This is a genomic window from Burkholderia aenigmatica (assembly GCF_048627025.1).
GTDB classification, from domain to species: domain Bacteria; phylum Pseudomonadota; class Gammaproteobacteria; order Burkholderiales; family Burkholderiaceae; genus Burkholderia; species Burkholderia aenigmatica.
The window spans coordinates 2,430,850-2,449,692 of sequence record NZ_CP184469.1 but is presented as its reverse complement, the minus strand read 5'-3'; the positions used below and the strand labels follow the sequence as shown (position 1 = coordinate 2,449,692).

Here is an 18,843-nt window from a genome sequence, read left to right as displayed (position 1 = left end):
AGGAGTGAGCGCAAGCCGGGTGGATCAGCGTCCGGCGAGCATCCGCCCGCCGACACCCATCAGCAGCAGGCCGGCCGTCGTGTCGAGCACGGCCTTGCGGCGCACCAGCAGCGCGCGCACCGACGGGTGCGAGGCGAGCAGCGCCATCGTGCAATACCACGCGGCCGAGATTGCCACCGACAGCGCGACGACCGCGAGATCGAGCCAGGCCGGCGCGTGGGCCGGCACCATCAGCGCGAAGATGCTTCCGTAGAACGCGACCGATTTCGGATTCGTCATGCTGACGACATAGCCCTTCCTCGCGGCGTGCCAGTCGGGCGCTGCGGCCGGCGCGGCAACGGGCAACGGCTTGCGGGCGGTCACGATCATCTTCAGGCCGAGCCAGATCAGGTACGCGGCGCCCGCCAGCCGCAGCGCCGTGTGTACCCACGCGACATGCGTGACGAGCAGGCTGAGCCCGGCGATCGCGATTGCCGCCCAGGTGCCGGACGCGGCGGCCAGGCCCAGGCCCGTCATCACGCCGGCGCGGCGCGACGCGACCGCGGTCGACGTGACGATCACGAAGTTCGGGCCGGGGCTGGCGACGCTCAGTAAAAGGACGCCGGCAAGCGGCAGCAAGGTGGTGACGGTGGTCGACATGGCGTGGAAGGCAGTGCGACGGGACGGGCGTTCATCTTACCCGAGCGCGCTGGCGGGCCGGCACGCCGCTCTTTTTCGCCCATCCAATGCAAAAACGCGTGACGACTTCCATCGCCACGCGTTGCATACGCTGCGTATTGCTGCACGTATGCCGGCGTACCGGCACACGCGCCGCACCGTCAGAAATCGAATCCCGGGCCGCCTGCACCCGGGCCGCCCGGCGCGGCTGCCGGCGCGGCATCCTTCGGCGCTTCGAATACGGTCGCATCGGTCGTCAGCAGCAGCCCCGCGACCGACGCCGCGTTCTGCAATGCCGTGCGCGTGACCTTGGTCGGATCGAGCACGCCCGATTCGACGAGGTCGCCGTATTCGCCCGTCTGCGCGTTGTACCCGAAGTTGCCCGAGCCTTCGGCCACCTTCGCGACGACGACGCTCGCTTCCTCGCCCGCGTTCGTGACGATCTGGCGCAGCGGTTCCTCGAGCGCGCGCAGCACGATCTTGATGCCCGCGTTCTGGTCGGCGTTCACGCCCTGCAGTTCGCGGATCGCCTGCCGCACTCGGATCAGTGCGACGCCGCCGCCCGGCACGATGCCTTCCTCGACGGCCGCGCGCGTCGCGTGCAGCGCGTCGTCGACGCGGTCCTTCTTCTCCTTCACTTCGATCTCGGTCGCGCCGCCGACCTTGATCACCGCGACGCCGCCCGCGAGCTTCGCGACGCGTTCCTGCAGCTTTTCACGGTCGTAGTCCGACGTGGCTTCGTCGATCTGCACGCGGATCTGCTTCACGCGCGCTTCGATGTTCTTCGCGTCGCCCGCGCCGTCGATCACGGTCGTATTTTCCTTGCCGACCTCGATGCGCTTCGCCTGGCCGAGTTCGGCGAGCGTCGCCTTTTCGAGCGTCAGGCCCGTTTCTTCGGCGATCACCTGCCCGCCGGTGAGGATCGCGATGTCCTCGAGCAGCGCCTTGCGGCGGTCGCCGAAGCCCGGCGCCTTCACGGCCACCGTCTTCAGGATCCCGCGGATGTTGTTCACGACGAGTGTCGCGAGCGCTTCGCCCTCGACATCTTCCGCGATGATCAGCAGCGGCCGGCCCGACTTCGCGACCTGTTCGAGCACCGGCAGCAGGTCGCGGATGTTCGAGATCTTCTTGTCGTGCAGCAGGATGTACGGGCTTTCGATCTCGGCGATCTGCTTGTCGGGATTGTTGATGAAGTACGGCGACAGGTAGCCGCGATCGAACTGCAGCCCCTCGACGACATCGAGTTCGTCCGCGAGCGACTTGCCGTCCTCGACGGTGATCACGCCTTCCTTGCCGACGCGGTCGATCGCTTCCGCGATGCGCTGGCCGATCGACTCCTCGCCGTTCGCGGAGATCGTCGCGACCTGCGCGATTTCCTTGCTCGTGGTGGTCGGCCGGCTGATCTTCTTCAGCTCGTCGACGGCCGCGGTGACGGCCTTGTCGATGCCGCGCTTCAGGTCGAGCGGATTGAGCCCGGCCGCGACGTATTTCTGGCCTTCGCGAACGATCGCCTGGGCGAGCACGGTCGCCGTCGTGGTGCCGTCGCCGGCCGCATCGCTGGTGCGCGACGCGACTTCCTTCACGAGTTGCGCGCCGATGTTCTGCAGCTTGTCGGCCAGTTCGATTTCCTTCGCGACCGACACGCCGTCCTTCGTGACGACGGGCGCGCCGAAGCTGCGTTCGAGCACGACGTTGCGGCCCTTCGGCCCGAGCGTGACCTTCACCGCGTTCGCGAGAATGTTCACGCCTTCGGTCAGCCTGGTCCGTGCGACGTCGCTGAAAATGATTTCCTTTGCTGCCATGATTGCGCTCCGTTATTGATTGACGACCGCGACGATGTCTTCCTCGCGCAGGACGAGAAACTCGGTGCCGTCGAGCTTGACGGCCTGGCCCGCGTACTTGCCGAACAGCACGCGCTCGCCGACCTGCAGGTCGGGCACGATGCGCTGGCCGTCCGCATCCTTGCGGCCGGGGCCGACGGCGATCACTTCACCCTGGTCGGGCTTTTCCGCGGCGCTGTCGGGGATCACGATGCCCGACGCGGTGGTGGTTTCCTGGTCGAGTCGCTTCACGATCACGCGGTCGTGCAAGGGGCGTAGGCTCATTGGTTCGTCCTGTGCTGATCTGTTCTGTCGAGATGGGCTGGCACTCTTTTGCAGAGAGTGCTGACGAGTATAAAAATGCACGGCGGCGCGATCCAATAACGGATTCGGAAATGCATTTTCACGGACGCGCTTTGGACGAACGACGCGAAAGAGAAAGAAGAAGAAAGACGGACGGGGCCGCGCGTCAGATCAGCAGCGACAGCGTCCTGAACAGCGCGAGATCCGCCTTGCGGGCCGATCGCGCATGGCGGCGGATCACGTGCAGCAGGCAGTCGATGAAGCAGCGCGCGGCGTCGCTCAGCGTGCTGCTGCGCCGCGTGACGATCCCGAGGTCGCGCGGCTCGAAGGTTTCCTTCAGCTGCAACGCGCGCATCCGTTCGCCGAACGGCGGCACGGCCGCGAGGATCGTCGGGCACCACGTGCACATGTCGGCCTGTTCGAGCATCGTCTGCAGCATCGCCACCGACTGCGCGCGCACGATGCGCCGTTCGTCGATTTCGGCGCCGTGGCGCGTGAACAGGTAGTCGACGAGCGCGGCCTGCCCGTCGGCCGCGAAATTCAGCACCCAGTCGTTCTCGACCAGGTCGTGGATCGACCGCGCGTGCTCGCGCGGATGGCCGGCGCGCACCATCACCGCGGTTTCGTAGCGCAGCATCGGCTCGAACGCGAATTCCTGCGTGCCGCCGGGTTGCACGTGCCCGAGCGCGAAGTCCATGCTGCCGTCGCGCAACAGCGGCTGCGCGACGGCCATCAGCGCTTCGTAGAGTTCGAGGCGCACGTCGGGCATCTGCTCGCGAAAGCGCAGCACCGTTTCCGCGAGGAAGGTCATCGTGAGCCACGGTGTCACGCCGACGCTCAGCCGGCCCTCGACGCGGCCACGCATGCGTTCGAGATCGCTCTGCGCGTGTTCGAGCTGCTTCAGCACGAGCTTCGCGTGCGTGAGCAGCGTCTTGCCGTAGTCGGTGAAGCCGATCCCCTCCGGTGCGCGGACCAGCAGCGGCAGGCGTTCGCTGGCCTCCAGTTCGCGCAGCGCGCGCGTGACGGCCGCCTGCGACAGCCCGAGGGTGCGCGCCGCGCCGCGAATACTCCCGGCCTCCGCGCTCGCGACGAGCGCCTGCAGCTGATGCAGCTTGATCGTGCTCATGGTGCGATACCCGACAACGAAAGGTTGTCATCATAACGAAACCGCGGCTGTTCGCCGGGATTTTCGCTGCCTACGATGCGGTCACGATCGGTCATTCGGGCGATCGGCAACCGGAATGCATCGAGGAGAATCGGGGTTGGACCACAAACCTATCCTGCCGGAAATGGCGGCCATCGAGACGGAAATGATCGCGCTCCGCCGCCGGCTGCACGCGCATCCGGAGCTCGGCTTCGAGGAGCATGCGACGAGCGACCTCGTGGCCGACTTCCTGACAACGTGGGGTTATCGGGTGACGCGCGGGCTCGGCGGCACGGGCGTGGTCGGTACGCTGACGCACGGCGCCGGGAAACGGCTCGGGCTGCGCGCGGACATGGACGCGCTGCCGATCCGCGAGACGACCGGGCTGCCGCACGCGAGCCGATGCGACGGCGTGATGCACGCGTGCGGCCACGACGGGCATACGGCGATGCTGCTCGCGGCGGCGCGCTGCGTGGCCGAGCGCGGACGCTTCACGGGCACGCTGAACCTGATTTTCCAGCCGGCGGAGGAAGGGCTCGGCGGTGCGAAGCGGATGATCGACGACGGGCTGTTCGCGCAGTTTCCGTGCGATGCGGTGTACGCGATGCACAACGTGCCGGGCCTGCCGGCTGGCGTGCTCGGTTTCTGCGACGGCCCGGCGATGGCATCGGCGGACGAGGTGCGCGTGCGCGTGAGCGGGCGCGGCGGGCATGGCGCGGTGCCGCATACGACGATCGATCCGGTGGTCGTCTGCGCGTCGATCGTGATGGCGCTGCAGACCGTCGTGTCGCGCAACGTGAATCCTCAGGAGCTGGCGATCGTGACGGCCGGCTCGATCCATGCGGGCACCGCATCGAACGTGATCCCGCCGCACGCGGAACTCGCACTCAGCGTGCGTGCGCTGTCGCCGGACGTGCGCGCGCTGCTCGAACGGCGCATTCGCGAGATCGTGCACGGGCAGGCCGCAAGCTATGGCGCGACGGCCGAGATCGACTATCGGCACGAGTACCCGGTGCTCGTCAATCACACGGCGGAAACCGCGTTTGCGCGCGACGTCGCCCGCGAATGGGGCGGCGATGGCGCGCTGATCCCGCATCTGCGGCCGATCGCGGCCAGCGAGGACTTCGCGTTCATGCTGAACGCGTGCCCCGGCAGCTATCTGTCGATCGGCAACGGCGACGGCGCCGCCGGATGCGGGCTGCACCATCCCGGTTACGACTTCAACGACGCGTGCCTCGCGACGGGCGCGAGCTACTGGATTGCGCTGGCGGAACGCTACCTCGCGTGACGGGCCTGCACGATTTTGACTGACGATTCACACAAGGAAGGAGACTGGCAATGAAGCAATGGAAACGGATGGCAGTGCTCGCGATGGCGCTGGCGGCAAGCGCGGCGCACGCGGGCGACTGGGCGGGCAAGGAGATCCGCCTCGCGGTCGATCCGACTTATCCGCCGCTCGAATACAAGCTGCCCGACGGCACGCTGACGGGCTTCGGAATCGACATCACGAATGCGTTGTGCGCGGAGCTGCATGCGCGCTGCGTGTGGGTCGAGTCGAGTTTCGACGGGATGATTCCGGGGCTGCTCGCACGCAAGTTCGACGTGATCGCGTCGTCGATGACGATCACGCCGAAGCGGCAGCAGCAGATCGCCTTCACGAACCGGATCTCGAATGCGCCGGCGCGCCTCATCGCGCGCAAGGGCTCGCCGCTGCTGCCGACGGCCGACGCACTGAAGGGCAAGCGTGTGGGCGTCGAGCAGGGCTCCGCGCAGGCGGACTACGCGGTCGCGAACTGGCAGCCGGCCGGCGTGCAGATCGTGTCGTACCAGAACCAGGATCAGGTCTATGCCGATCTCGTGACGGGCCGGCTCGACGCGGCGTTCCAGGCATCGATCGCGGCCAGCGACGGTTTCCTGAAGAAGCCGCAGGGCAAGGATTTCGCGTTCGTCGGCGCGGCGATCGACGACGTGAAGTATTTCGGGCAGGGCGACGGGCTCGGGCTGCGCAAGCAGGACAACGACCTGCGCGACGCCTTCAACCGCGCGCTCGCGACGATCCTCGCGAACGGCACGTACCAGCGCATCAACAAGAAGTACTTCGACTTCGACATCTACGGCGCGAAGTAAGCTGCGACGCCCGCCAAGCGGGCAGTCACGACAATATCAATAAGGAAAACGAATGAACTGGAGATCGTTATTCGTCGCGATTCCGGCGCTGTGTGCAGCGCCCGCGTTCGCGCAGGGCAGTGTCACGCTGTACGGCCTCGTCGATGCAGGCATCGACTACACGAACAACGTCGGCGGCCACAGCGCGTGGCAGATGGCGAGCGGTTTCGCGCAAGGCAGCCGCTGGGGGCTGAAGGGCACCGAGGATCTGGGCGGCGGCTACAGCGCGCTGTTCCAGATCGAGAACGGCTTCAACGTTAACAGCGGCACGCTTGCACAGGGCGGCCGCATGTTCGGGCGGCAGGCCTACGTCGGCCTCGGCAGCGCGCGTTTCGGCACGCTGACGCTCGGCCGGCAATACGATGCGGTGGTCGACTATCTCGCGCCGACGACCGCGAACGGCAGCTGGGGCGTCTACCCGTTCTCGCATCCGCTCGACAACGACAACACCGGCAATACGTTTCGCGTGAACAACACGGTCAAGTACGCGAGTCCGGATTTCGCCGGCTTCTCGTTCGGCGGCACGTACAGCTTCAGCAACGACACGGGCTTCGCGAACAACCGGCAGTGGAGCATCGGTGCGCAATATGAGCAGGGCGGACTGCTCGTTGGCGCGGCCTTCCTGAATGCGGACAACCCGGGTGCGACGTCAGGCGGCGCGATCGCCGGCTCGGGATCGGTCGGCGCCGATGCGAATTTCGCGTCGGCGCGGCTGCGGATCTTCGGTGCGGGCATCAACTACACGGCGGGGCCCGCGACGCTCGGGTTCGCGTACACGAACAGCAACGTCACGCGGCCGACCGCGAACGTCGGCTACCTGTTCGGCGACGAAACGATCGAGCCGGTGACCGGTCCGCTCGCGGGCGGCACGGTGTCGTCGATCAAGTACCAGAACTTCGAGGTGAACGGCAAATACCAGTTCACGCCCGCGCTGTTCGTCGGTGCACAGTACGTGTACACGACGGTGCGCTATGACGCGACGACGGGCAGCGCGAAGCCGAAGATCCATTCGCTCGGGCTGATGGCCGACTACAACCTGTCGAAGCGCACGGACGTGTACCTGATGGGCGCGTATCAGCGGGTTGCGGGCGATGCGACGGGCTCGTCGCTCGACCAGGCCTATATTCCCGGTGCGGCGGACTTGTCGTCGACGTCGAAGCAGCTGATGGTTCACGCGGGGATTCGTCACAAGTTCTGACGGGGCGATGCGGGAAGCGCCGTTGAGGCGGCGGGCCAAACGGCCCGTCGCCTCGACGCGCTTACTGCGCGACGCGAATCACCACCTTGCCGAAGTGCTGCCCCGACTGCAGGTAGGCATACGCCTGCGGCGCTTCGTCGAAACCGAACACGCGATCGACCACCGGCTTGATCTGCTTTGCGTCGACGAGCCGCACGACGTCGTCGAGCATCGTGCGGCTGCCGACCATGATGCCGTGCAACTGCCGGATCCCGCCGATCAGCGACAGCAGCCCGAGTTCGGGGCCGCCGAAGCTGCTGAGGCCGCCGATCACCGATACGATGCCGCCCATCTTCGTCGCGGCGACCGAGCGCGGCAGCGTATCCTTGCCGCCGACTTCAACGACCAGATCCGCCCCTGCGCCATCGGTGAGCCGCAGCACCTCATGCTGCCATTCGGGCGTCGCGCGATAGTTGATCGTTGCGTCCGCACCGAGTGCACGGGCGCGCTCGAGCTTCGCATCGCTCGACGACGTGACGATCGTGCGCAGCCCCGCCGCATGCGCGAGCTGCAACGCGACGATCGACACGCCGCCCGTGCCGAGCAGCACCACGGTGGCGCCAGGCCCCAGGCCGCCGTCGTCGAACAGCGCGTTCCAGGCCGTGATGCCCGCGCACGACAGCGTCGCCGCCTCGTCGTAGTTCAAATGCGCGGGAATCGCGACCAGCGCGGCTTCGTCGGACACGAAATGTTCGGCCAGCACGCCGTCGAATTGCGCGCCGGGCGACCCGGAGACTTTCTGCGGCGTCGGCGGCCCGTCGAGCCAATGCGGGAAGTACGTGTTGATCACGCGATCGCCCGGCTTGAAGCGCGTGACGTCGCGACCGGTTTCGATCACTTCGCCGGCGCCGTCGGCAACCGGAATCAGCGCGTCCGTGCCGATGCCGAGATAGTCGCCGCGCGCGAACATCAGGTCGCGATAGTTCAGTCCGGCCGAGTGGATCTTCACGACGACGTCGGTCGGCCCGACCGCGCGGCGCGGCGCGTCGATGCGCCGAAGCCCGGCCACGCCGTCGCCCGGTTTCACTTGCCATGCGTTCATGTCGACTCCTTTTCGAGATAGAGCGGACTATCATAGTGTTGCGCACGGGGACGCATTGGCGAGAAATCGGCCGATGACTGTCGTCTGTGTGGATACAAACCGGTGACCCAATGGAGCGTAATCGCATGGATGAGCGGCTGAGAGGCGTGGCCGAATTTGTCGACGTGGTGGAGTCGGGCAGCTTTGCGGCGGCGGCGCTGCGGCTCGGGGTGACGCGCTCGGCCGTCGCGAAGGTCGTCGCGCGGCTCGAACGCCGCCTCGGCGCCCGGCTCCTGCAGCGCACGACGCGCCAGCTCGGCCTGACCGACGAAGGGCTCGTCTATTACGAGCAGTGCCGGCGGCTGCTGGCCGAACTCGGCGAGACGGAGGCCGCGCTCGACGCGGGGCAGCGCGAGCCGGCGGGGCGGTTGCGCGTCAGCGTGCCCGTGCTGTTCGGGCGGCAATGCGTGGCGCCCGTCATGCGACGCCTCGTGGAGCGCCATCCGCGGCTCGAAATCGACGTGTCGTTCAGCGATCGCGTGGCCGATCTGGTCAACGACGGCTTCGACATCGCGGTGCGCATCGGCGAGCTGGCCGATACGAGCGCGCTGGTCGGCCGGAAGCTCGGCGTGCAGCGCATGGGCATCTGCGCATCGCCCGCGTATCTCGAACGTCATGGCCGGCCAGCGGGGCTCGACGCGCTCGCGTCGCACGTCGGCATCGCGTATTCGCGCGGCGGGCATGCGACGCCGTGGCGGGTCGTCGGCGCGGACGGCGCGGTGCACGACCATCGCCCGGCCGGCCGCCTGCGGCTCGACGACCTGCAGGCGATCGCCGATGCCGCCGCCGCCGGCGCGGGCCTCGCGTGGCTGCCGTGCTGGCTGATGGCGCCTTACCTGCGCGACGGCCGCCTCGCGCTCGTGATGGACAGCAACAGCGTATCGGGTGCCGAGGTGTCCGCGGTGCGGCCGGCATCGCGCCAGGTGCCGTCGAAGGTGCGCGTCGTCATCGATGCGCTCGTCGACGAGATACCGCGCATGCTGGCGTCGGACGATTGACGCGTGACGTTGGAGGCGCGACGCGCCGAGCCGCGGCGATCGCGACATCCACACGACGCATGTTCGGCTGGCGCGGCGTATGATCGTCGCAGCCGAATATCCGGGGGCGCGCCGTCATGAAGCGGGAACCGCAGGTTGTCATCGTCGCGACAGTGGCCGTACCGAACCTCAACGGGCACCCGGTGTGCCGCTGATGCGCGGGCTCGCACGCCGCCCCGGCACGAGCGGGCCAGACATCCCTGCGACGACACCATGCGAGCGCGCATGACGACGATCGATACCCCGAAGGCCGCACGGCAACCGGGCTGGTTGCGCATCGCGCCCGCGCTGTTCCTGCTCCTGTGGGCAAGCGGCTTCGTGTTCCTGAAGCTCGGCTTGCGCTATGCCGATCCGCTCACGTTCCTCGCACTGCGCTACGCATGCGTCGTCGCGCTGCTCGCCGGCCCGTTCCTGTGGCTGCGCCCCGCGTTGCCGCGCACGGGGCGTGCCTGGCGCGATCTCATCGTGGTCGGCCTGTTGCTGCAGGCCGGTTATTTCGCGTTCACGTACCTGAGCCTCAAGCTCGGCATGTCGGCCGGCGCCGTCGCGCTCGTCACGTCGCAACAGCCGATTCTCGTCGGATTGCTCGCGCCGATGATTGCCGGCGAGCGCGTTGGCGTGTTGCGCTGGATCGGCCTCGCGCTCGGCGCCGCGGGCGCGGTGCTGGTGATCCTCGCGCGTTCGTCGGTCGACGTCGCGTCACCGTGGGCGCTCGCGTTCGCGCTGTTCGCGCTCGCGTGCATCACCGGCGGCACGCTGTGGGAAAAACGCTTCGGCACCGACGTCCATCCGGTTACCGCGAACCTCGTGCAGTACGCGGTCGGCCTCGCGGTCACGGCACCGCTCGCGTTCGCGCTCGAACCGATGCACGTGCAATGGACCGCCGGGCTCGCCGGTTCGCTCGCGTACCTCGTCATCTGCAACTCGCTGATCGCGATCTCGCTGCTGCTCGCGATGGTGCGCCACGGCGAGGCGTCGCGCGTGTCGGCGCTGTTCTTCCTGATTCCGCCCGCGACCGCGCTGATCGCGCTGGTGGCGCTCGGCGAGACGATCGGCGCGCTCGCATGGCCGGGCATGGCGCTCGCGGCCGCGGGGCTGTTTCTCGTGATGCGCTACTGAACGCACGCGGGATGCAACTCGCCACGCGCATCTCACATATCGAGACGACGTCCCGGTAATTGACGCGAAATTCGCACGGCTTCTAGACTGGCCTGGATGACGCCGCGCTTCACGCGGCGCGACGCCGCCGCCGTGCGCGCGGCGACTGTACCGTCCCTCGAGACGGGCGAGACGAACCAGGAGACACACCGATGACCGCTGCCGCCCCGCAGTTGCACGCCGCGACGATGCGGCGCCTGAACCTGCGCCTGATTCCGTTCCTGATGCTGCTGTATCTCGTCGCGTATATCGACCGCTCGAACATCTCGGTCGCGGCGCTGCAGATGAACGCCGATCTCGGGTTGAGCGCCGGGATGTACGGGCTGGGCGCGGGGCTGTTCTACGTGACCTACATCCTGTTCGAGGTGCCGAGCAACCTGTTCCTCGCGCGCGTCGGCGCACGCCGCTGGATCGCGCGGATCATGATCACGTGGGGCATCGTCGCGGCCGCGATGAGCGCCGTCCATACGCCGGGGCAACTCTATGCGATGCGCCTGCTGCTCGGCGCGGCGGAAGCGGGGTTCACGCCGGGCATCATCTACTACCTGTCCGCATGGTATCCGCCGAGCGATCGTGCACGCGCGATGTCGTTCTTCTATATCGGCGCGACGCTCGCGTCGGTGATCGGGCTGCCGCTGTCCGGCGCGCTGCTGAACCTGAACGGCGTGCTCGGCATCGAGGGCTGGCGCTGGCTGTTCCTTCTCGAAGGCGTGCCCGCGCTGCTGCTCGGATTCGTCGTGCTGCGCCGCCTGCCCGACACGCCCGCCCATGCGCGCTGGCTGCCGGCCGACGAACGCGCGTGGCTCGAAGCGACGCTGCGTGACACCGCGCCGCGCGAGCACCTGTCGCACGGCGTCGCGCTGCGGCGTGCGTTCGGCGACGGCAAGGTGTGGGCGCTCGCCGCGTTCTGGCTGCTGCAGGCGTTCGGCACGATCGGCCTCACGCTTTTCCTGCCGCTGCTCGTGAAGAGCCTGTCGGGACAATCGAGTTTCGCGGTCGGCAGCCTGTCCGCGCTGCCGTTCCTGTTCGCGTGCGTCGCGATGTACGTGAACGGCCGGCGTTCGGATCTCGGCGGCGAACGCGCGCTGCATCTCGGCGTGCCGATGCTGCTCGCCGGCGCGTTGCTGATCGCGGCGATCTATACGCCGACGCTGCCCGTCGCATATGCGCTGCTCGTGCTCGCGGTCGGCTTCAACTGGGCCGCGACGCCAGTGTTCTGGGCCGTGACGACCGAATACGTGTCGGGTCTCACGGCCGCCGCGTCGATCGCGCTGATCAACGCGGTCGCGAACATCGCGGGGCTCGCGCTGCCGCCGGTGATGGGGCGGATCAAGGACGTCACGCATTCGTACGACCTCGCGCTGCTGCTGGTCGCGGTCGCGTTGCTGGCCGGCGGCGTGCTCGGGTTGCGGGTCGCGTCGCGGCGCGCGATGCAGGTGGCGGCGGGGCGGGTGGGCTGACCACCGCCGCGTGCGCCGATGCCGGATGCGTCACGCGGCGGGTGCGTGCCTGGCAAGTGCAGTGACGCACCCGTGACGCGCTCGCGCCGAGCCGAGCCGAGCCGAGCCGAGCCGAGCCGAGCCGAGCCGAGCCGAGCCGAGCCGAGCCGAGCCGAGCCGAGCCGATTCAATTCGACTCCCGGAGTGAATTGCAGTTCACCGAATACTCCGCGTGCTCGCCATTGACGTGCAGCACCCGTGTCGCGTTACAGGCATCGCTCGAATCGACGCTCTGCCGCAGCGTCGCGAGCGGCCGATCCTCGCCGCCGGCGAGCCGCGATTCGCCGGCGCGCGTCAGCGCCGCCGAACCCGCGCCGCCGGTTTTCGTGATGCGCTGGCTGTACGACACGTCGACCGGTGTTGGAAATCACTGACGATGCGGACGCGGATCGAACATACCGTGTTGCTACAGCCGCACCCGTAGCGACACGACGTCATTCCCGTTACGCACGTAGAATCGTCCAACGAAAGCGCAGGTTCCGGGCTTCCGCTCCGGAAACGCGCTTCCACGCCATTCATGTGAACGGACTTCGGGAGCACTCATGTCATCTCGCACGTATCTCGTCACCGGCGCCTCGCGCGGCATCGGCTTTGCGGTCAGCGCCTTGCTCGCACGGCGCGGCCATCGCGTCATCGGCCTCGCGCGTCACACGCAGGACATCGATTTTCCCGGCGAATTGCTCGCGTGCGATCTCGCCGACATTGAGCAGACCGCGGCCACCCTTGCGCGCATCGGCGAGCAGCATCAAGTCGACGGCATCGTGAACAACGCCGGCATCGCGTTGCCGCAACCGCTCGGGCAGATCGACTTCCAGTCGCTGCAGGCGGTGTTCGATCTCAACGTGCGGGCTGCGATCCAGGTCACGCAGCACTTTGCGGATGCGATGAAGGCGCGCGGCTACGGACGCATCGTCAACGTTTGCAGCCGCGCGATCTTCGGCAGTCTCGATCGCACCGCCTATTCCGCCGCGAAGAGTGCGCTCGTCGGCTGCACGCGCACGTGGGCGCTCGAACTGGCCGAGCATGGCGTGACCGTCAACGCGGTGGCGCCGGGGCCGATCGAGACGGAACTGTTCCGGCAGACGCGGCCCGTCGGCAGCGAAGCCGAGCGCAAGGTGCTCGCGACGATTCCCGCGCGCCGGCTCGGCACGTCCGACGACGTGGCGGCCGCGATCGCGTTCTTCCTGGCGGACGAAGCCGGCTTCGTCACGGGGCAGGTGCTGGCCGTGGATGGCGGCGGCAGTCTCGGCGGGCGTAGTTGACGCAGCGGTTGAAGCATTCGGCACGGTAGACGCGAGGCCCGGCAGCGGCCGGCTTCGATACCCAATCCGGGCGCGCGCATACGCGTGCGCTGATGGCGCGCATGTGGCTTGCGCGCATATTCCGCTACCCCGTTAGCATGTGACGAATCCGACTTTGGGCGCCGCGCGCGCGACGCTAAGATCGCCGATCCTGTAGATCGAGCGTTCCAGAGCAATGAAAAAGTCCGCTTCGCCGTTGCATGCTTTTCGTTTCCGTGTCGTCTGCGCCGCGATTGCCGGTGCGCTGTCGCTCGCATCGTGCGGCGGCGTCGACAGCGATCCGCCGTCGTCACCGGCCGGCACCACGCCGCCGCTGGCTCAGAAACGCCCGAACATCCTGTACATCATGGCCGACGATCTCGGCTATTCCGACATCCATGCATTCGGCGGCGAGATCAACACGCCGAACCTCGATGCGCTCGTCGCGTCGGGCCGCATCCTGTCGAACCATCACACGGGCACCGTCTGCGCGATCACGCGTGCGATGCTGGTGTCCGGCACCGACCACCATCTCGTCGGCGAAGGCACGATGGGCGTGCCGACCGACGAACGGCGCGGGCTGCCCGGCTACGAGGGCTACCTGAACGATCGCGCACTGTCGTTCGCACAACTACTGAAGGACGCCGGCTACCACACGTACATCGCGGGCAAGTGGCACATCGGCTCGGGAATCGTCGGCAGCGCGACGGGCAGCGGCCAGACGCCCGACCAGTGGGGTTTCGAGCGCAGCTACGTGCTGCTCGGCGGCGCGGCGACCAATCACTTCGCGCACGAGCCGGCCGGCTCGTCGAACTACACCGAAGACGGCCGCTACGTGCAGCCTGGCCAGCCCGGACAGCCGGGCGGTGTGGGCGGCAGCCCGGCCGTGTTCTATTCGACCGATTTCTATACGCAGAAGCTGATCTCGTACATCGACTCGAACCAGCGCGACGGCAAGCCGTTCTTCGCGTATGCGGCGTATACGTCACCGCACTGGCCGCTGCAGGTGCCCGATCCGTGGCTGCACAAGTACGCGGGCGTGTACGACGCCGGCTACGACGCGATCCGCAACGCGCGGATCGCGCGGCAGAAGGCGCTCGGCCTGATCCCCGCCGACTTCAAGCCGTTCGACGGTCTGCCGGAAACGACGGCCGCGTCGCCCGCGACCGCGAACAACGGCACGGCCGGCGCGAAGTACATCAGCGCGGTGCATTCGGCCGCGGACGGCTACAGCGACTACGGCCCCGGCAAGGTCGACAAGCTGTGGTCGAGCCTGTCGCCGGCCGAGCGCCGTGCGCAGGCGCGCTACATGGAGATCTATGCGGGGATGGTCGAGAACCTCGACTACAACATCGGCCTCCTGATCCAGCACCTGAAGGACATCGGCGAATACGACAACACGTTCATCATGTTCCAGTCGGACAACGGCGCGGAAGGCTGGCCGATCGACGGCGGCGCCGACCCGACCGCGACCGATACCGCGAACGGACAGGCGCCGATCTACTCGACGCTCGGCACCGACAACGGCAAGCAGAACGCGCAGCGCCTGCAGTACGGGCTGCGCTGGGCCGAGGTGAGCGCGTCGCCGTTCCGGCTCACGAAGGGCTATTCGGCCGAAGGCGGCGTGTCGACGCCGACGATCGTGCACCTGCCGGGCCAGACGCAGTCGTTGCCGACGCTGCGCGCGTTCACGCACGTGACCGACAACACGGCGACCTTCCTCGCGGTCGCGGGCGTCACGCCGCCGTCGCAGCCGGCGCCGCCGCTCGTCAACACGCTGACGGGTGTCGACCAGAACAAGGGCAAGGTAATCTACAACAACCGCTACGTGTATCCGGTGACGGGCCAGTCGCTGCTGCCGGTGCTCACGGGTTCCGCGACGGGCGAGGTGCATACGACGCCGTTCGGCGACGAAGCGTACGGCCGCGCATACCTGCGCAGCGCCGATGGCCGCTGGAAGGCGTTGTGGACCGAGCCGCCGCTCGGGCCGCCCGACGGTCACTGGCAGCTGTACGACCTCGCGTCGGATCGCGGCGAGACGACCGACGTGTCTGCGCAGAACCCGTCGGTGATCAGCACGCTCGTCGACCAGTGGAAGACCTACATGAGCAACGTCGGCGGTGTCGAGCCGCTGCGTCCGCGCGGCTACTACTGATCGCGGAGACGACACGATGCGGTTCAGGTTCTGGACGATCGGCGCGGCGCTGGCCGCCACGCTGTTCGCCGCCGCGTTCGCGGCCGGCTATGCGAATCCCGTCGCACCGGCGGGCGATGCGTTCGACGACGCGAATCGCGGCCGCGCGCTCGCGCCGCTCGGCTCGGAGCGGCAGTGCGCGCGCTATTCGGGACTGCCGGCCGGGTGGCGCGACGACGCGAAGGCCGGGATGGTGCACCTGCGCGGCGGCGCGTTCGTGTTCGGCAGCACACGCGGCTACGTGGACGAGCGCCCGGTCGGCGACGGCCGCACGCGTGTCGGCGGGTTCTGGATCGACCAGACCGACGTGACGATCGCGCAGTTCGCCGCTTTCGTGCAGGCGACCGGCTACGTGACCGAGGCCGAGCAGCAAGGTGGGGCGGCGGTGTTCCATGTGCCGACGCGCGACGAGATGAACGCGCGCGACTTTGCGTGGTGGTCGTGGGTGAAGGGCGCGTCGTGGCGCCATCCTCGCGGGCCGGGCAGCGGCATCGACGGGCTCGGCAACCTGCCGGTCACGCTCGTCACGCAGCGCGATGCGCTCGCGTATGCACACTGGCTCGGCCGCGACCTGCCGACCGAGGCCGAATGGGAATACGCGGGCAAGGCCGGCCGCGACGATGCGTCGCTCGATGCCGCGCCGCGCGACGCGCAGGGCAAGCCGGCCGCGAACTACTGGCAGGGCGTGTTCCCGGTGCTCGATACGGCCGAGGACGGTCACGCGGGGCTCGCGCCGGTCGGCTGCTACGCGGCGAACGGGTTCCGGCTCTACGACATGATCGGCAACGCATGGGAATGGACGAAGGACGCGTACACGGGCCCGCACCAGTCGCATACGAACGGCGACACGGCGGCCGTCGCGCCGCCGACGCGCCGGCACGATACGCCGATGGTCATCAAGGGCGGCTCGTTCCTGTGCTCGCGCGACTACTGCGTGCGCTATCGTGCGTCGTCGCGCGAACAGCAGGAAGCCGATCTCGGCGCGTCGCATATCGGGTTCCGCACGATTCTGAGGGATGCAACATGAAGCGCGTGTGGCATTGCGCGGGGGCGTGGCTGATCGTTGCGTGCGGGGTCGTGCATTCGGGCTCGACGGTTGCAGCCGAATCAGTCGCTCCGGCCGTGCGCGTCGGCGTGACGCGCGGCGTGCATGCGCAGATCCTGGACGAAGTGAAGCGGGTCGCCGCGTCGCGAGGGTTGGGTGTCGACGTCGTCGAATTCGACGATGCGTCGCGCATCGACGCGGCGCTGGCCGACGGCCGGATCGACGCGGCCAGCTTCGAGGATGCGCAACAGCTTGCCGCGACACGCGCGCGGAAACGCTACGCACTGGCCGACATCGCGCCGACCGTCACGCTGCCGATGGCGCTCTATTCGCGCAAGCTGAAGACCCTGAACGAACTGCAGCCCGGTGCGAGGGTCGCGATTCCGGCCGATCCGCGCGGGATGGCGCGCGCGCTCGTGCTGCTGCAGAACGACACGCTGGTGACGCTGCGCGAGCAGGCGGGCCTGCACGCGACGTTGCGCGACGTGACCGGCAACCGGCTCGGGCTGAAGCTCGTCGCACTGCGCCGCGATCGCCTTCATGCGGCGCTCGACACGGCCGCGTTCGTCGCGATCGACAGCGACGATGCCGCGCGCGCCGGGCTGCAACCCGCGCGCGACAGCATCAGCATCGAGGATGCGCGCTCGCCGTATGCGAACGTGCTGACGGTGCGCGATGCCGATCGCGCGAAGCCGTGGGTGACGCAGCTCGTCGCGGCCTACCATTCGGACGATGTCGCGCGCTTCATCCTCACGCGCTACCAGGATTCGGTGCGGCGGCCGTGGTAGACAGCTACCTGCTCGCGTGCAACGCATGCGGACGCTGCTGCAACAGCGCGCCGACGTTGTCGTTGCGCGAACTGTTCCGCCATCGGCATCGCTTCGTCGGCGCGCTGACGATCCGTCGCGTACCGAAGCGGCGGATCGGCGAGCGCTGGCGCGCGGGCGGCCGCGAGCACGTGCTCGATGCAGAAGACGTCGCGGCTTCCGATGCGCTGGCGGAGCGGTTGTTTCATCGCACCGGCGGCGCGGGCGCCGAATGGATCGCGCTGACGCTGCAGGGTTACGACTATCCGTCGCTTGGCCGGTGCGCGGCGCTGGCCGACGATGGCCGCTGCAGCGTGCATGCGGACAAGCCGTCGATCTGCAGCGCGGTGCCGCTCGATCCGATGCTGCCGGATCGCTTGCAGTCCCGAGTGCTGGCCGCGCGGCGCGACGATGCGCGATGGCTTGGCGCGAACTGCATCGTCGAAACGGCGAGCGCGCACGCGTCGGTCGAATCGTCATTCCCGATTCCGCTGGTGACGGCCGGACAGGTCGCGGACCGTGCGGCGCTCGACGCGTATCGCGAAGCACTCGTGTTCGAGCGCGCGGTGTGGCGCGATGCGGTGTTCGCGTCGTGGATCGGCGGCGGGCAGGGCGTGCAGCACGCCGTGTCGCGGCTGGCGCCCGGCGGTTACCTGACCGTGTCGATCGTGCCTGTCCTGCTGGCCGTCGCACCGGTATCCGAGCATTGCCGCACGCGCTGCATTGCGTTCATCGACGCGCAACTCGGGTTGATCGACATGAACATCGAAGCGGCACTCGCGCGGCGACATGCCGACGACCGCCCCGCGACACGCGAGCTGCGCGGCTTCGCGCAGGCGCTTGAACGTGCGCGGCAGGCACTGGTCGCGATGCCGACGCCTGCGGCCGGCAGGCGTGAAGACGCGCTGCGCATCGACGCGTGGCTCGCCGACCGGCCCGCCGCCGATCCGCTCGCCGCGTAACGATCGCGGCACGCCACACGTGCCTTACAATCGGCGCTCTTTCAATCGCTTTCGATGGAGCGGGCATGTACGCGTCGACCTTCATTTTCCGAGCCGGGCAATACGACGACGAATTCCACCGGCTCGACCGGCAGATCGCCGACATGGCGCGCGCGACGCCCGGCTATCTCGGCGAGGAGACGTGGGAGAACGCCGAATCGGGGCTGATCCAGAACGTCTACTACTGGGAGTCGGAGGCGGCGCTGCAGCAACTGATGCAGCACCCGGCGCATCTCGAAGCGAAGACGAAGCAGGCGCGCTGGCTGGACGGCTATCGCGTGGTGATTTCGAAAGTGTTGCGCGAGTATGGCGACGGCAAGCTCACGCAGCCGCATGCGGGGCAATCCGCCTGAATGGCTGTCTGATTCATTTCTTTCGCATTACGGATAAATAACAAGGCGCCGCACTCGGCAAC

General features: G+C 68.1%; 18 protein-coding genes. 12 read left to right on the top strand and 6 right to left on the bottom strand.

Going from position 1 to position 18,843, the window contains the following annotated elements; all coding sequences use genetic code 11:
• Window positions 1-24 precede the first annotated feature (24 nt).
• The 4 genes from ACN8ZM_RS27945 to ACN8ZM_RS27930 form a co-directional block, all read right to left on the bottom strand.
• Complete coding sequence (locus tag ACN8ZM_RS27945; RefSeq protein WP_089453680.1) at window positions 25-639, bottom strand: LysE family translocator; 615 nt, start codon at window positions 637-639, stop codon at window positions 25-27.
• A 179-nt stretch (window positions 640-818) separates the two neighbouring features.
• Window positions 819-2,459, bottom strand: a complete 1,641-nt coding sequence (gene groL / locus ACN8ZM_RS27940; protein WP_420211347.1) for a chaperonin GroEL — start codon at window positions 2,457-2,459, stop codon at window positions 819-821.
• A gap of 12 nt (window positions 2,460-2,471) precedes the next feature.
• A complete protein-coding gene (groES, locus tag ACN8ZM_RS27935) occupies window positions 2,472-2,762 on the bottom strand; it encodes a co-chaperone GroES (RefSeq protein ID WP_027790739.1) in 291 nt (96 codons plus the stop codon).
• A gap of 184 nt (window positions 2,763-2,946) precedes the next feature.
• Window positions 2,947-3,906: a LysR substrate-binding domain-containing protein gene (locus ACN8ZM_RS27930; RefSeq protein WP_089453678.1), complete on the bottom strand. Its 960-nt coding sequence runs from the start codon at window positions 3,904-3,906 to the stop codon at window positions 2,947-2,949.
• Between the two features lie 184 nt (window positions 3,907-4,090).
• On the opposite strand from ACN8ZM_RS27930, the gene ACN8ZM_RS27925 reads away from it, so the two are divergent.
• The 3 genes from ACN8ZM_RS27925 to ACN8ZM_RS27915 are packed head-to-tail and all read left to right on the top strand — an operon-like array spanning window position 4,091 to window position 7,288.
• Complete coding sequence (locus tag ACN8ZM_RS27925; protein WP_420212681.1) at window positions 4,091-5,212, top strand: M20 aminoacylase family protein; 1,122 nt, start codon at window positions 4,091-4,093, stop codon at window positions 5,210-5,212.
• Window positions 5,213-5,262: 50 nt separating this feature from the next.
• Window positions 5,263-6,051 (top strand): ABC transporter substrate-binding protein, encoded by a 789-nt coding sequence (locus tag ACN8ZM_RS27920; RefSeq protein ID WP_089453677.1) that lies wholly within the window; start codon window positions 5,263-5,265, stop codon window positions 6,049-6,051.
• 52 nt (window positions 6,052-6,103) lie between these two features.
• On the top strand, window positions 6,104-7,288 hold the full coding sequence (locus ACN8ZM_RS27915) for a porin (RefSeq protein ID WP_175025659.1): 1,185 nt from the start codon (window positions 6,104-6,106) through the stop codon (window positions 7,286-7,288).
• A 61-nt stretch (window positions 7,289-7,349) separates the two neighbouring features.
• Here ACN8ZM_RS27915 and ACN8ZM_RS27910 read toward each other — a convergent pair whose 3' ends face one another.
• On the bottom strand, window positions 7,350-8,369 hold the full coding sequence (locus ACN8ZM_RS27910; protein ID WP_420211346.1) for a zinc-dependent alcohol dehydrogenase family protein: 1,020 nt from the start codon (window positions 8,367-8,369) through the stop codon (window positions 7,350-7,352).
• 125 nt (window positions 8,370-8,494) lie between these two features.
• Between ACN8ZM_RS27910 and ACN8ZM_RS27905 the strand changes: the two genes are divergently transcribed.
• From ACN8ZM_RS27905 to ACN8ZM_RS27895, 3 genes are all read left to right on the top strand, one after another.
• Window positions 8,495-9,406, top strand: coding sequence for a LysR family transcriptional regulator (locus tag ACN8ZM_RS27905; protein WP_089453674.1), 912 nt, complete (start codon window positions 8,495-8,497; stop codon window positions 9,404-9,406).
• A 264-nt stretch (window positions 9,407-9,670) separates the two neighbouring features.
• Entirely contained in the window at window positions 9,671-10,564 is an 894-nt protein-coding gene (locus ACN8ZM_RS27900; RefSeq protein WP_420211345.1) for a DMT family transporter, read from the top strand.
• Between the two features lie 191 nt (window positions 10,565-10,755).
• A complete protein-coding gene (locus tag ACN8ZM_RS27895) occupies window positions 10,756-12,063 on the top strand; it encodes an MFS transporter (protein WP_420211344.1) in 1,308 nt (435 codons plus the stop codon).
• Between the two features lie 166 nt (window positions 12,064-12,229).
• Here the strand turns inward: ACN8ZM_RS27895 and ACN8ZM_RS27890 are convergent, their stop codons facing one another.
• Window positions 12,230-12,451 (bottom strand): hypothetical protein, encoded by a 222-nt coding sequence (locus tag ACN8ZM_RS27890; protein ID WP_420211343.1) that lies wholly within the window; start codon window positions 12,449-12,451, stop codon window positions 12,230-12,232.
• Window positions 12,452-12,644: 193 nt separating this feature from the next.
• Here ACN8ZM_RS27890 and ACN8ZM_RS27885 point away from each other — a divergent pair, with 193 nt between their 5' ends.
• The 6 genes from ACN8ZM_RS27885 to ACN8ZM_RS27860 all read left to right on the top strand — a co-directional run bounded on the left by ACN8ZM_RS27885 (window position 12,645) and on the right by ACN8ZM_RS27860 (window position 18,781).
• The gene (locus ACN8ZM_RS27885) at window positions 12,645-13,364 is read left to right on the top strand and encodes an SDR family oxidoreductase (protein WP_205823968.1); all 720 of its coding nucleotides are present in this window, start codon (window positions 12,645-12,647) and stop codon (window positions 13,362-13,364) included.
• 214 nt (window positions 13,365-13,578) lie between these two features.
• Window positions 13,579-15,537, top strand: coding sequence for an arylsulfatase (locus ACN8ZM_RS27880; protein WP_420211342.1), 1,959 nt, complete (start codon window positions 13,579-13,581; stop codon window positions 15,535-15,537).
• A gap of 16 nt (window positions 15,538-15,553) precedes the next feature.
• Window positions 15,554-16,603, top strand: coding sequence for a formylglycine-generating enzyme family protein (locus ACN8ZM_RS27875; RefSeq protein ID WP_420211341.1), 1,050 nt, complete (start codon window positions 15,554-15,556; stop codon window positions 16,601-16,603).
• Entirely contained in the window at window positions 16,600-17,409 is an 810-nt protein-coding gene (locus ACN8ZM_RS27870) for a MetQ/NlpA family lipoprotein (RefSeq protein ID WP_420211340.1), read from the top strand. Before ACN8ZM_RS27875 ends, ACN8ZM_RS27870 begins: the two co-directional genes overlap by 4 nt.
• Window positions 17,403-18,389 (top strand): flagellin N-methylase, encoded by a 987-nt coding sequence (locus tag ACN8ZM_RS27865; protein ID WP_420211339.1) that lies wholly within the window; start codon window positions 17,403-17,405, stop codon window positions 18,387-18,389. Before ACN8ZM_RS27870 ends, ACN8ZM_RS27865 begins: the two co-directional genes overlap by 7 nt.
• Before the next feature lie 65 nt (window positions 18,390-18,454).
• Window positions 18,455-18,781 (top strand): antibiotic biosynthesis monooxygenase family protein, encoded by a 327-nt coding sequence (locus ACN8ZM_RS27860; RefSeq protein ID WP_039354446.1) that lies wholly within the window; start codon window positions 18,455-18,457, stop codon window positions 18,779-18,781.
• Window positions 18,782-18,843 lie beyond the last annotated feature (62 nt).